Below are 13,512 nucleotides of genomic sequence, written 5' to 3' on the forward strand. Positions count from 1 at the left end.
CCGACGCCCTGTTCGGAGATGAAGGAGACGCGCATGAAGAACTTGCCGGTGTCGAGATCGTCGAACTGGCTGGAATCGACGATGTTGCAGCCCTGATCGGCCAGATAATTGGCGATCGCAGCCACAATCCCACGCGTCGATTGGCACGATACCCTCAAAACATAGCTCTTCATGTCTCTTCCATTTATCTGATGTCTGGTCGGGATTAAGACGGGTTGCAGAAATTCGGCAAGGCCCAATGCTTATGCGACGCTCACTGATCTCTGTTGCTCGCTCATCCATGCGGCGCTGGCACCGATTCCACCAAGCGGGAAGAGATGTATCTGCTGGATAAGGCTCTCCGGATGGGCTGCCTTATAGACAGCGATATCCCTTAGAATTTCCACCGGCTCGTAGGGTACGAGAAGCTTCGAGAAATCGCGTGCACGCTTCTGCAGCACCGAAAGCGACGGGCCGACACCGCAGGCGATCGCGAACTTGATCAGCGTCTGCAATTTGGTGGGGCCGGCAACGCCGAGATGGATCGGCAGCTTGACGCCGAACGCCGCGATCCTCTCTGCCCAAGCGATGATCGGCCGGGCGTCAAAGGCAAACTGCGTGACGATCGCCATCTCGGCATCGGATCGTTCGCAATAGGCCTGCTTAAACTTCAGCGCCTCATCGACGATGCGGTATCCGCCATCCGAATCTATATCCCTGTTGCCTTCCGGATGGCCCGCGACATGCAGCCGCTTGAAGCCATGGCGGTCGAACAGGCCGGATTCGATGAACTGCATCGAACTCTCCAGATTGCCGACCGGCTTGCGAAGGCCGCCACCGAGCAGCAGGGCCTGGTCGACACCCGCCTCGCCGCGATAGCGCTTGATCCAATCCTCCAGTGTCGCGACATTCGGGATCATCCTCGCGGGAAAATGCGGCATGACGGGAAAACCATCAGTCGACAGGCGCTTCGCGGTCTCGGCCATTTCCGTGATCGACGTTCCTTCGACATGGGCAATATAGACTCGAGTCCCTCTCGGCAGCAGCGTCTTGAAGTCGCTGATCTTCGCCGCCGTACGCGGCGTGACCTCAATGGAATAGCCGCTTGTCAAGTCGCTCAAGCCGGCCACCGGCTCGACCAGCTCCTCATCCTGCTTATCTTTCAAAAGGCCTAATAGTGCCAATGCGCGTCCTCCTTGCCTGGGCTGAAGAATACAGTGTGCCTGCGAGGAACCGGGGCGGGTCCACTCATCATGATGAAGCTCTTGCTCTTGTGAGACGTTGGCTGGGCGTTTCGATCTCATCCGCCTGGAACGCCGTTCATACGCGGATGAGATCGATAGAATTCATCGCCCATCGGAACGGGCCGGAACCGCTGCGGCTTAAATCACCGCACGAAGTTTCGCCTGCGCCGCCTTGGAATAGGGAATGGATGAGACCGTTGCCCTGATCGTGGTTTGCTGGTGACGTTCGACATGAGGTTTGCGCGATCCCCCGTTAACCTCGCCCCAGGTCAAGACGACTTCGGTCCCGATGGCGGCATAGTCCTCGTCGATGCCGCACAAGGAGATCATGTCGCGTTCATTGATGTTGTAGCCGCAATATTGAGACATTCCGACCAGCCGTCCGTCGGTTGAGCGAACCTCGTCGGCCTGGGGCCAACCAAAATAAGCGGTCGGCATCTCGATTGCCTTGTACATGGGACCGTCCCCGAACTGAGATGCGAACACCTTCATCACATCCTCTTCATTCCATTTCAGCGAGCGCTTGACCCGTTTTGGCGCCTTGAGCTGCGCTTCCAGAGCTTCGCGGCCAATGAAATCGTGATCGAACTTGACGAGGCGTTCGTAGCCGAGAGCCCAGGGCGTCCAGTAATAATCCTCGATATTTCCAGTATAGAGGCTACCACCGAGCTGCATGTTCGCTTCCCAGCTATCTGCGGAAAGCCATTCGCGATACGAGCGCAGTTCCTCGCCCGTGTAGATGCCCGGCAGCGGATAGGGAATCCAGCCATCTTCAAGAGGCGTGCTGTAATAGGTGCGTGTGCCAGCCTGGAGCAGGCCATATGCCTCTCCTGCCTTGAGAATGGCATTGCGGACCCTGTCCATATCGTCGAACGGCCCGGAAATTTCGGCACCGGCATGGCCGGCCATGCCATGGCGCAATACATGCACCTTGCAGCCGGCAATGCTGACGTAAGCCGTATGGAAGAACTTGATTTCGGGCCACCCGCCCTCGCAGATCTCGTCGAGAATCTTGCGGGCATTCGGCCCTTCGAGCTGGAAACGATATTTCGTGCGCCGGCCGTCCGGGCTGTAGGGCGTCGTCGGATCGAACCTGAACTCGACATTGTAGCCGCCCGTCTCGCCGTGGTAGCGGACCCAATTCAGAACCGGCATGCCGCTGATCAGCTCGAAACCTTCGTCTTCGCCATAGTAATTTAGGATGCAATCGCCGACGTGATGGCCACGCGGCGTGCAGGCGATATATTGCTTGGCGCGATCGGTGGCGAGATTGGCGAAGCTGCAGGGCGACAGATAGCTCAGCAGCTTCTTCGCATCGGGACCTTTCACATAGAGAACCGGCATGTGATGCGACTGGTTGAAGAGCACGGCGCTTTCGCGCCAGGCCTTCTGCTCCTCGCGCCAGTTCGTGTATTCCGGCGCGATCAACGTCGCGAACAGGCTGGTACGCGACTTGTGATACTGGGAAATCGTATCGTTGTAGAAATAGTCGACCAGATTGCTCTTCGAGTCGATCAACTCTTGCAGGTTTTTCATCTTGTCAGGCCTTCCTGTTGGTAATGCTTCAAAGGTGCCATTGCCGCGCAGGGCAGCGGCCGCGCCGGCGCATCTACGCCGACCGGGAAAAGTTTCGGATGCGGTGTCTGGCTCGCCCCGGCCATCACTGGGCCGGGGCGGCTTCGGTCACGCTCGGGAGGCGCCAATCATTTGGCCGCAGCCATGTCGCAGGCTGAAACATAGGGGTCCTCGCCATGCTCCAACGCAAGCTTGGGCGAACCCATGCGCCACTTGCCGTCCGGGCCGGCCTCCACATCGAGAGCGTAATAATTGTCGAGCGGCATATGGTTCTTGCCGAAGGCCAGCTTGCCGCGGACGGATTTGAAGTTTGCCGCCTCCAGCGCCGCGCGCAAGGCAGCCTTGTCGTCCAGATCGCCCTTCACGGATTCGACGGCGGCTTTGATCAATTGGATCGCATCATAGGCGGCAGCCGCATAGTTCGACGGATCGCGGCCGTATTTTTGCCGGAAGGCCGACACGAAACGCTTGTTTTCCGGCGTGTCGAGATCGGGATACCAATAGTCCGTCAGCACGGAGCCCAGCGCTCCCGCGACATTGCCTTTCTGGAGCGCCGGCAGCGCGATCTGATCGAGCGTATAGACCGTGTAGAGCTTGACCTTACCCTTCAGGCCGGACTGCTCGAACTGCGTCATGAAAGCAGCGGCGCGGCCCGGATAGAAGGCGAAGAGGGCTTCGGCCCCGCTCGCCGCCACCTTGCTGAACTCGGCCGAAAAGTCGAGCTGTGGATCGTCACCCCATTTCGTGAAATCCTGGCCCGCGACCTGACCCTTGAACGTGCTCAGCAGCCCTTTGACGACATCCTGCCCGGCGGCATAGTTCGGCGCCATCGTATAGATCGCCTTGACGCCACGCTTGTTGAGTTCTTGGCCGAGCGCCATCGACATCACGTCACCCTGCCCGCGCATGCTGTAGAAGTTCGGATTGCAGAGCTTTCCGGCCATATCGGAAGGGGCCGCATTCGTGCTGATGACGATCGTGCCGGAATCGAGTGCGCTTTTGCGCGAGGCCAGCAGGACGTTGGACCAGATGTAGCCGGTTATGAAATCCACCTTGTCCTGGCGAACGAGCTTTTCCGTCTTCTGGCGCCCGACATCCGGCTTCAAAGCATCGTCTTCGACCACAAGATCGATGGGCCTGCCCGCGATACTGCCTTCCGCATGATCGACGGACAACCGGACCGCGTCTTCCACGTCACGTCCGATAACGGCGGCGGGCGTCGTCAGCGTTGTGACCAGGCCGATCTTGATCGGCTCCTGGGCCGATACCGTACTCGCCAGACTGAATAGGGCGGCAGTCGCCGCGACATATTTCATTGTCATGATTTTCCTCCGAGCCGGCTCCTCTCCGGCTCAATTTACATACCGCTTAATCGGTATGTTTTCAACAAAAAGATTCCCTGATAAGGAGTAGAGCGTCGATTTTATGGTGGCTGGACCGCACAAGGCGCGGCGAAGATGCTATAGCCCGTGCATTGGCCGGTAACATGCGCAGCCAAAGAGTGCCGCAAACAGGATCGTGACAGTCAGGAAATGCAGAAGAAGCGACGCACACAGGCTGAAAGAAGCGCTGAAACGAAAGAGAAGATCCTCCAGGCAACGGTCGACCTGCTTTTCGAACAGGGCAATGCGCGACTGACGACGGCGCTGGTCGATGAACGCGCCGGCGTTTCCAGTGGAGCGCGGGTGCATCACTATCCCGCCAAGATCGATCTGGTCGTGGCGGCAACGCGCCACACCTATGAGCTGGCCGCTCAACTCGGCCGCCAGCGGGCCTTGTCCGCCCGCAGCTCGCCAGAACCCTTGCGGGAATATGTGAAGGATTGCCTTTCGATCTATTTCGACTGGCCCTTTATCGCCGCGCTCGAAGTGGTTATCACCGCGCGCACGGACGAAGATCTGATGGAACGTCTGCGCCCCGTTCTGGAGCATTTCCACGACACCATGAGAACGACCTGGATAGAGACGTTCGTCGCGACGGGCTACAGCCCATCCGAAGCCGAGGAGGAGCTGGCCCTGACGCTCAATCTCATTCGCGGAATGGCCGTCAACAGGCTATGGAAGAGCGGCAGCGCTGCCTATGACGCCCTGCTCGACGCCTGGTGTACCGATCGCGCGGCCCGGCGAAAATCCGTGCGCCAGTGACTGGTTTTGCGGGCTTGCCTTCTGCAATCTCACAATGTCAGTCCCGACCCGCCTGCACGATTTTTTCGGCGAGCAGATCCGGATTGGTGAGGAAGGTCGAATGGCTGCCGGGCATGGTGACAAGCCGGTAGAGCCCGAGCTTCTCGGAGAGGCGAGGATGAAACGGCATGGAATGCGGCAACCCGATATCCTCCGTGCAATAGAGCACGCTCTTGCCCAAGGTCATTTCGGCGGGTGACAGGCTCAGGCTGATCGGGTCTGCCATGGTGCGGAAAGGCTGGGCTACCAGGCTGTCGAACAGGGTCTTGGCCTGCTCCAGCGTCCCGTCATTGACGAAAGCCTCGCGGAAGATTGGCCAGGGAAAACTGACGGTTCCTGTCTCGGCACCCATCTGGCGAAACAGAGCCTGGTAGTGCGGCGGGCACATGTCGATCAGGCTCTCGCCGGGGTTCGGCACGAAGGCACTGTAATAGATCAGTCGCCGGACCCGGCCCGGGGCAAGACGGTCAGCCGCGCCCGTTATCGCCATCCCGCCCCAGCTGTGACCCAGAAGCACGGCATCATCGATAGCTTCGTCGTCGAAATAGCGGATCAGGGAAGCGATAGCGTCATCGAGGCTGATCTGGCGAGGATCGTCTTCCGGTCGATTGCCGCGGAGCGTCGGGCACCAGACCTCGTGGCCGCCCGCGCGCAGGAGCGCGGCGACGCGCTCGAAATGGGCTCCGTTGTGACATGCTCCGTGAACCAGCACGATCTTCATCGATCTCTCCCTTGCGCTCTTGTCCAGCGTCTTCAGACGCTCAGGTATTGTTTGACCGTATTTTCCTCGGCCCGCACCCGCTCGGCCGTGCCTGACCAAACGGTACGCCCCTTCTCCACCACATAGAAGCGGTCGACGACGCCGAGCAGCCGCTTGATGTGTTTGTCGATGACGACGATCGACTGCCCCAGCCCGCGCAGGCGGGCGATACAATCCCAGATCTGGTCGCGAATGACGGGCGCAAGGCCCTCCGTCGCCTCATCGAGAATCAGAAGGCGGGGATTGGTCATCAAGGCGCGGCCGATCGCCAGCATCTGCTGCTCTCCGCCGGACAGAAGATTGGCATACGAGTCGGTCCGCTCCAGAAGCCCGGGGAAAAGCTCGTAGACCCGATCCTCGGTCCAGGGCTTCGGATCGCCCCGGCGGTTGGCCGCGGCAACCTTCAGATTTTCATGGACGGTAAGGTTGGGAAAAACCTGTCGTCCCTCGGGCACGAGACCAAGTCCCTGACGGGCGACCCTGGCAGCCGATAGGCCGTCAAGCCTGCTCCCCTCGAACTCGATCGTCCCGTCCCATGTCGGCAACAGCCCCATCAGGGCGCGCACGGTTGTGGTCTTGCCCATGCCGTTGCGGCCCATGAGGCAGATCGCTTCGCCGGCATCGACCTCGAAAGACATGTCGAACAGGATCTGGCTGCGGTCATAGCCGCTGGTGAGGTTTCGGACCTTCAGCATCACGCATCCTCCCCGAGATAGGCGTCCCGCACCCTGGAATCGTTGCGGATTTCGTCCGGCGTTCCGACAGCAATGATCTCGCCACTAACCAGAACGGTCACTCGGTCGGCCAGTGCGAACACGGCTTCCATGTCATGTTCGACCAGAAGTATGGTGATGCGCCCTTTCAATCCGGAGAGGAACCGCGTCATCGCACGGCTCTCCTCCGATCCCAGCCCGGCCATTGGCTCGTCGAGCAGAGCAAGAGCGGGATCACCGACCAGTGCGATGGCAAGCTCCAGCATGCGCTGCTCGCCATGGCTGAGATCGGCCACCCGTCGCGACATGTCCATGCCGTCTAAACCGATGCGCGCAAGCGCCTGAGCAGCGCGTGTCCGCAGATCCATGTTCCTGTCGATCCGTCGCCAGAACCGGAACGCATGACCCTCGCGTGCCAGAAGCGCCAGGATCACATTCTCACCCACGCTCAAGTCGCGGACGAGCGTGGTGATCTGAAACGACCGCGCCATTCCGAGCCTGACCCGCTCATGCGGCGGACGACTGGTGACGTCGCGCCCGTTGACGAGCACGGTGCCGGAGGTCGGTCGAATTTCGCCGAACAGCTGGGTGATCAACGTCGTCTTTCCCGCGCCGTTGGGACCGATCACGGCGTGAAGCTCGCCTTGCGGCAGGGACATGGAAAGATTCCGCGTGGCGTGCAGACCGCCAAAATATTTCTGCAGATTGCGAACCTCGAGCACGGCGTTCATGTGCGTTTCCCCGAGTTGATGAGGCCGATCAGGCCGCCCTTGGCGAAAAGCACGATGGCAATCAGGAAAAGCCCAAACCAGAAGTGCCAGTAGACCGTGAGACCACCGAGAAACTCCTCGATCAGCAGAAAGACCAGCGCGCCGACGACCGGACCTGCTATCGTCGACACGCCGCCGACGATGACCATGAAGATGAGTTCGGCCGAATTCGTCCAGCTCATCGATTCCGGCGTGACGAAACTGGTGAAGTTCGCATCGAGAAAACCGGCCAGTCCGCATATCATGCCGGCGGCGATGTAGGCTGCCAGGCGATAACGATATGGGTCTAGTCCAACCGCCCTTACCCGCCGTTCATTGCCTTTTGCCGCCTTTAGAAGCAGCCCGAAATCGGATTTCATGACCCGGGCGAAGCCCAGCATCACAATCGCCAGCATGGCCAGGACCACATAGTAAAGCGTCGATTTGACGCCGAGGTCGACGACCTCGCCGAATGTGCTCGACGAATTGATCGTCAGTCCGTCGTCGCCACCGAACTGGCGCAGGCCGATCATCGTGAAATAAACCATCTGCGCGAAGGCGAGCGTGATCATGATGAAGTGGACGCCGCGGGTTCTCAGAGCGACCAGCCCGGTCAGACAGGCGAAGAGGCCACTGACACCGAGCGCGACAAGCAACTGAAGGGAGCCGTTGTCTATGCCGAAATCGACTAGGATGCCGACGGAATAGGCACCGATCCCCAGAAAGGCCGCATGCCCAAGGCTCACCAGGCCACCAAGCCCGATGATGAAGTTGAGGCTGACGGCCGCAATGCCGAGGATCATCGCCCGCAGCAGGACTTCAACCCAGAAGTCGTGGCCCGACGCATTGAGCAGCAAAGGCGCCGCCGCCAGCAACAGAAGGATGATGATCGCAGCGACAAGGTCGCGATCCATGCTCCTGGCCGCCGCGACCTCTTGCGCGGAAGACACTTGCGCCGATGGAGAAATTACCGAAGTGGTCTCTGTCATCACGTCACCTGTTCGCCGGCGGGAAAAGTCCCGAGGGCCGGAAGATCAGCACCATGGTCATGGTGAGATAAATCAGGATGGAGGCAAGCGACGGCCCAGCCGAAGAGGCGACTTCGGGCGGGAATATCGCGTTCAACAGCGACGGCAGATAGGCCCGGCCGAGCGTATCGATGAGCCCGACACCGATGGCGGCGATGAAGGCACCGATGATCGAGCCGATGCCGCCGATGATGATCACCACGAGCGCCAGAATGACGATCTGGTTGCCCATGCCGATCGAGGCGCCCGTGATGGGTGCCGCCATGATGCCGCCGATGGCGGCCAGGACCGCGCCGATGGCGAAGACCAGCGCGAAGACCATGCGTGTCTCGATACCGAGCGCGCGGGCCATCTCTTCATTGGAGGCGGATGCCCGCACCATCATGCCGACGCGCGTCCGCGCGATGACCTGCCAGAGCGCAATCGCCACCAGGGCAGCGACGGCGACGATGAAGAGCCTGTAGGATGGAAGCATTATCGCGCCAAACGATACCTGGCCGCTCAGCCATGCCGGCAGCGGAACGGACAGGCCCTCCGGTCCCCAGACATATTTCACCGCCGCATCCGCACAGAGGACAAGACCGAACGTGGCCAGGACCTGGTCGAGATGATCGCGCTTGTAGAAATGCCGCGCAATCAGCCATTCCAACACAAAGCCCGCGACCAGCGTCACCGGTATGGCGATGAGCATGCCGAGGAGAAAGGAATCAAAGGCGATGGCAACCGTGGCGCAGACGTAGGCCCCGACCATGTAGAACACGCCATGCGCCAGATTGATGAAGTCCATGATGCCGAAGACCAGCGAAAGGCCGGCGGCCAAGAGGAACAGGATCAGCCCAAGCTGGACCCCGTTCAGGAATTGATTGGCAAAAAGGATGATATCCATCTTCTCCTCCCGAGACGATGCCTTCCGAATGACATGCCGTCACTTTTCGTTGCGACAGGCGTCCACATAGGGATCGACCAGACCATCCATTTGGAGACCGTCCGACCGCAGGCTCCAGACGCCATTTGCATCCGGAGCGACCTCCAGACTGAGGTAGCGGTCAATCGGGAAATGATTGCGAGCCAACGTGTAATGGCCGCGCACGGACTCGTAGTCGGCCTTGGCCAAAGCCGCGCGGACGGCATCCGTGGCTGAGATGTCGCCGCCCGCCTGCTCCACCGCGGCCTTGATGTAGGGGATCAGATCATAGGCCGCCGCCGCATAGTTGGACGGCACGCGGCCATATTTGGTCTTGAAGTCTGTAACAAACCGCTTGTTGGTGGGGGTATCTATGTCCGGCGACCAGTAATCCGCCGAATTCGTCCCCAGGACTACGTCGACTTTCGCCTCCTGCAGCTTCGGCAGCGCGATCTGGTCGACGGTATAGGCGCTGTAGAGCTTGACTTTCTTGCTCAGGCCGGCCTGTTCGAACTGCCGCGCGAAGATCGCGGCACGTCCGGGATAGAAGGCAAAAAGCGCGTCCGCGCCGGAAGCCGCGACCTTGGCGAATTCCGCCGAGAAATCGAGCTGCGGGTCATCGCCCCATTTGGTGAAGTCGCGGCCGACCACCTCTCCGCCGAAGCTGCCTTCCACACCGGCGGCCATATCCTTGCCGGCGGTATAGTTCGGGGCCATGACATAGAGCTTCTTCACGCCGCGCTGGTTCATGACCTTGCCGAGCGCGATCGGCACCATGTCGTTCTGGCCGCGCAACGAGAAAAAGTTGGGGCTGCAAAGCTTGCCCGCAAGCTCGGATGGGCCGGCATTGGTGCTGATCAGGAACTTGCCGGAATCGAGAACCGATTTGCGCGCCGCCATCAGCACGTTGGACCAGATGAAGCCCGCGACGACATCGACATTGTCCTGGCGAATGAGCTTCTCCGCCTTCTGGCGGCCGAGTTCCGGCTTCAGCCCATCGTCTTCGAAAACGACCTCGATCGGGTGGCCAGCGATCTTGCCGCCCGAATGCTCGACCGCAAGCTTGACCGCATCGACCATGTCGTTGCCAATCGAAGCGGCGGGCGTGGTCAGCGTGGTGATGAAACCGATCTTGATCGGCTCTTCGGCGCGCGCCGTAGCACTCATGAGCAAGGCGGCCACCGCCGCTGCTGCGATACGTTTCATTCTGTTCTCCCTCCCTGAAAACGTCTATTGCGTCATTCGTTGTCCGGCTGATTGCCGGGGGCGGCCTTGCGGAACGCCTCCAGTTCCGCCAGCGCCTGCCCGATCCTGCCGATGTGCGGATAGGCTTCCATGTCCACATTGAAGCGCTTGTTGTTGACCAGTTGCGCCGCAAGGCAGATATCCGCCAGCGTCACGCTGTCGCCGTGACAGAACCGGCCGGTTTCCGGCTCCGTCGCAAGCCGGTGCTCCAGCGGCGCGAAGGCGGCCTCCACCCAATGCCGGAACCAGGCAGCCTGTGCAGTCTCGTCGGCGCCGAAATGCTCCTTGAGATAGGCCAGCACCCGGAGATTGTTGATCGGATGGATGTCGAGCGCGATCATCTGCGCGAGGCTGCGTACGCGCTGGCGCCCTCCGGCATCTTTCGGAAGCAGCGGCGGCTCGGGCACGACCTCATCCAGAAACTCGATGATCGCGAGCGACTGTGTGTAGGTCTTGCCATCGGTCCATGTAAGGGCGGGCACCAGACCTTGCGGATTGAGCCCTAGAAAACGGTCGGAGCGCTGCTCGCCCTTGCGCAGGTGGAAAGCCTCGTAATCATAATCGATGCCCTTGAGCGCCAGGGCGATCCTGACGCGGTAGGAGGTCGAACTCCTGAAATAATTATGCAGGACTGGCCGGCTCATGCGGCTTTCCCCGCGCGGCGCGTGGCCGAGGCGCGATCCACGATATCGATGGCGATCTCTCCCAACCCGTCGATGCCGCCGGTCACCTTGTCGCCCGGCACGATCGCACCGACGCCGGCCGGGGTTCCCGTCATGATCACGTCACCCCGCTTGAGCGACATCGAGCGCGACAGAATGGAGACGATCTCAGGCACATCCCAGATCAGCTCGGCAATGTCGGCTTCCTGGCGAATGGAACCGTTGACCGCAAGCCAGATCCGTCCCTGGGACGGATGCCCCACCTGCGAAACGCGGTGCAGCGGTGCGCAAGGGGCGGAAAGGTCGAAAGCCTTGCCCCAATCCCATGGCCGTCCCTTGTCGCGCGCCGCCAGTTGCAGGTCGCGGCGGGTGAGATCGATGCCGACACCATAACCCCACACCATGTCGAGGGCCGCTTCCTGGGGAACATCGGCGCAATCCTGACCAATCGCCACGACAAGTTCGATCTCGTAGTGAAAATCCTTCGTTTCCGGCGGATAGGGGATCGCGCTTCCGCTATCCACCACGGCGTCCGCCGGTTTGGTAAAGAAGAAAGGCGGTTCCCGGTCGGGATCCTTGCCCATCTCGCGGGCGTGCGCCGCATAATTGCGGCCGACGCAGAAGATCCGTCGCACCGGAAAACGGCTCTGGCTGTCGTGGATGGCAATCGATGCCGGTGACGGCGGTGCGAATTCGAAATCACTCATGGGTTTTCCAATCTGTCATTTTTGCCCGGGTCGGGCGGCGATGCCTATGCCGCCGGACCATCTCGCGATCATGTGCCGGTCATCGAGGGACGGCACCAGCTCTCGGTTTCTAGTGAACCCGGCGTTTACTCAGATCGATCTTCCTCAGGGTCTGTCGATCGATCTTGCCGGTTCCGGTCTTCGGCAGTTCCTCGAAGAAGATGACGCTTCGGGGATACTTGTAGGGAAGCAGCGTCTTCTTGACGTGCTGTTTGAGTGCTTCGGCGGCGGCCTCCTCGGCATGCGCCTCCTCGAGAACAACGAAGGCTTGAAGCGTCATGCGCCTGTCGGCCATTTCGACCGCAAGCACGGCGCATTCGCGCACCAGCGGATGATCGGCAAGGCAGAGTTCCACTTCCAGCGGGTAAACCCACTGGCCAGACACCTTCACGAACTCGTCAGCCCGGCCGAGGAAGTAATAGAAGCCGTCGGAGTCGCGCGTCATGCGGTCGGATGTATAGATCCAGCCGTCGGCGCGCATGGTTTCAGCCGTCTTGTCGGAACGGTTCCAATAGAACGGCGCGTTGGAATCGCCGCGCACCCAGAGAATACCGCTCTCACCGTCCGGCACTTCGTTGCCATCGGGATCTCGCAAGGAAATTTCGTAGCCCGGCACGCGCAGGCCGGCAGCACCCGGACGCCGCGCCTTCTCCGTGTTCGAGAGATAGATGTGCAAGACCTCGGTGGAGCCGAGACCTTCGACGATGTCGTGACCGGACATCGCACGCCACGCCTCGGCAACCTCGCTCGCGAGCACCTCCGCGGCCGACAGGCAGAGCTTCAGGCTCGAAAGATCGGCTTCTGCCGCCTCGGGGGCATTGATGAGCGCAGTGTAGAGCGTCGGAAGCCCGAAGAAATGGGTGGGCCTATAGCGCCGGATCGCATCGAAAACCACGCCGGGCTTCGGTTGGCCCGGAACCAGGACGCTGGTCGCACCCACCGAGAACGGAAAGGTGAGCGAGTTCCCTAAGCCATAGGCGAAGAAAATCTTCGGAACGGAAAAACAGACGTCATCGGGCGAAATGTCGAGAACATGGCGTCCAAAGGACTGTGCCGTGTAGGCCATGTCGTGCTGAAGGTGAACGATGCCTTTCGGCCGACCGGTGGAGCCGGACGAATATTGCCAGAAAGCCATGTCGTTGCGCCGGGTCGGCGCCGCTTCCAAAGTCGTTGCTGCCCCCCGCAGAAATGTTTCCGCCTCGACCGCATGCATAGGACAACCTGCCGGGGCGGGACCGTTGACTACGACGACCGTTTCCAGTCGCGTGTCCGCACAGGCAACCTCGTCGAAACGAGATGCAAAGCCCGCATCCACGATCGCCACGCGCGCCGAGGAATCCTGGAGGTAGAAATTCAAAAGATCCGGCGGCGTCAGCGTGTTGATGAGCAACGGGACGAGGCCCGCCCGGAGCGCGCCGAATAGCGCCGCCGGATAGGCGGGCGTATCGTCGAGAAAGAGCAGCACTCTTTCGCCGATTCCCAGGCCGGCACCGGTCAGTGCATTGCCGAACCGGGAGGCGTCGGCGCAGAGTTCGGCATATGTCCGCGTGCCGGCGGGGCCGATCACGGCGGGATGGTCCCCGCGCCCGCGCTGGAGGTTATCGAACAGAATGGCGCTGGCATTGTAAACGTCCGGCAGCGAGAAGCCGATCTCAAGGCTGCCAGCCGCGTCACGCGGCACGCAATCCTCAAGCGGATCGGTCATTGTTTCCTGCAGCTTGGCC

Annotated in this window: 14 protein-coding genes; 1 reads left to right on the forward strand and 13 read right to left on the reverse strand. The window is 60.7% G+C overall.

What is annotated here, in order from left to right:
- The 4 genes from FHX11_RS16665 to FHX11_RS16680 all read right to left on the reverse strand — a co-directional run.
- Positions 1–173, reverse strand: a 173-nt coding sequence (locus FHX11_RS16665; RefSeq protein ID WP_184358784.1) for an ACT domain-containing protein, incomplete at its 3' end; no start/stop codon positions are given.
- 69 nt (positions 174–242) lie between these two features.
- Positions 243–1,163, reverse strand: a complete 921-nt coding sequence (locus tag FHX11_RS16670; RefSeq protein WP_184358785.1) for a methylenetetrahydrofolate reductase — start codon at positions 1,161–1,163, stop codon at positions 243–245.
- 198 nt (positions 1,164–1,361) lie between these two features.
- On the reverse strand, positions 1,362–2,759 hold the full coding sequence (locus tag FHX11_RS16675) for an aminomethyl transferase family protein (protein WP_184358786.1): 1,398 nt from the start codon (positions 2,757–2,759) through the stop codon (positions 1,362–1,364).
- Positions 2,760–2,926: 167 nt separating this feature from the next.
- Positions 2,927–4,120: an ABC transporter substrate-binding protein gene (locus FHX11_RS16680; RefSeq protein ID WP_210292490.1), complete on the reverse strand. Its 1,194-nt coding sequence runs from the start codon at positions 4,118–4,120 to the stop codon at positions 2,927–2,929.
- A 210-nt stretch (positions 4,121–4,330) separates the two neighbouring features.
- Here FHX11_RS16680 and FHX11_RS16685 point away from each other — a divergent pair, with 210 nt between their 5' ends.
- On the forward strand, positions 4,331–4,942 hold the full coding sequence (locus FHX11_RS16685) for a TetR/AcrR family transcriptional regulator (protein WP_184358787.1): 612 nt from the start codon (positions 4,331–4,333) through the stop codon (positions 4,940–4,942).
- A 37-nt stretch (positions 4,943–4,979) separates the two neighbouring features.
- Here FHX11_RS16685 and FHX11_RS16690 read toward each other — a convergent pair whose 3' ends face one another.
- From FHX11_RS16690 to FHX11_RS16730, 9 genes are all read right to left on the reverse strand, one after another.
- The gene (locus FHX11_RS16690) at positions 4,980–5,702 is read right to left on the reverse strand and encodes an alpha/beta hydrolase (protein WP_184358788.1); all 723 of its coding nucleotides are present in this window, start codon (positions 5,700–5,702) and stop codon (positions 4,980–4,982) included.
- 32 nt (positions 5,703–5,734) lie between these two features.
- A complete protein-coding gene (locus FHX11_RS16695) occupies positions 5,735–6,436 on the reverse strand; it encodes an ABC transporter ATP-binding protein (RefSeq protein ID WP_184358789.1) in 702 nt (233 codons plus the stop codon).
- A complete protein-coding gene (locus FHX11_RS16700) occupies positions 6,436–7,185 on the reverse strand; it encodes an ABC transporter ATP-binding protein (RefSeq protein WP_184358790.1) in 750 nt (249 codons plus the stop codon). The genes FHX11_RS16695 and FHX11_RS16700 overlap by 1 nt, the downstream gene beginning before the upstream one ends.
- Complete coding sequence (locus FHX11_RS16705; RefSeq protein ID WP_246781045.1) at positions 7,182–8,192, reverse strand: branched-chain amino acid ABC transporter permease; 1,011 nt, start codon at positions 8,190–8,192, stop codon at positions 7,182–7,184. Before FHX11_RS16705 ends, FHX11_RS16700 begins: the two co-directional genes overlap by 4 nt.
- 4 nt (positions 8,193–8,196) lie before the next feature.
- A complete protein-coding gene (locus FHX11_RS16710) occupies positions 8,197–9,111 on the reverse strand; it encodes a branched-chain amino acid ABC transporter permease (protein ID WP_184359383.1) in 915 nt (304 codons plus the stop codon).
- A gap of 45 nt (positions 9,112–9,156) precedes the next feature.
- A complete protein-coding gene (locus FHX11_RS16715; protein WP_184358791.1) occupies positions 9,157–10,341 on the reverse strand; it encodes an ABC transporter substrate-binding protein in 1,185 nt (394 codons plus the stop codon).
- A 32-nt stretch (positions 10,342–10,373) separates the two neighbouring features.
- On the reverse strand, positions 10,374–11,024 hold the full coding sequence (gene maiA / locus FHX11_RS16720; protein WP_184358792.1) for a maleylacetoacetate isomerase: 651 nt from the start codon (positions 11,022–11,024) through the stop codon (positions 10,374–10,376).
- Positions 11,021–11,749 (reverse strand): fumarylacetoacetate hydrolase family protein, encoded by a 729-nt coding sequence (locus FHX11_RS16725; RefSeq protein WP_184358793.1) that lies wholly within the window; start codon positions 11,747–11,749, stop codon positions 11,021–11,023. Before FHX11_RS16725 ends, maiA begins: the two co-directional genes overlap by 4 nt.
- 109 nt (positions 11,750–11,858) lie before the next feature.
- Positions 11,859–13,493 (reverse strand): benzoate-CoA ligase family protein, encoded by a 1,635-nt coding sequence (locus FHX11_RS16730; protein ID WP_184359385.1) that lies wholly within the window; start codon positions 13,491–13,493, stop codon positions 11,859–11,861.
- Between the last annotated feature and the right edge of the window lie 19 nt (positions 13,494–13,512).

The organism is Rhizobium sp. BK602 (assembly GCF_014195095.1).
Classification (GTDB): domain Bacteria; phylum Pseudomonadota; class Alphaproteobacteria; order Rhizobiales; family Rhizobiaceae; genus Rhizobium.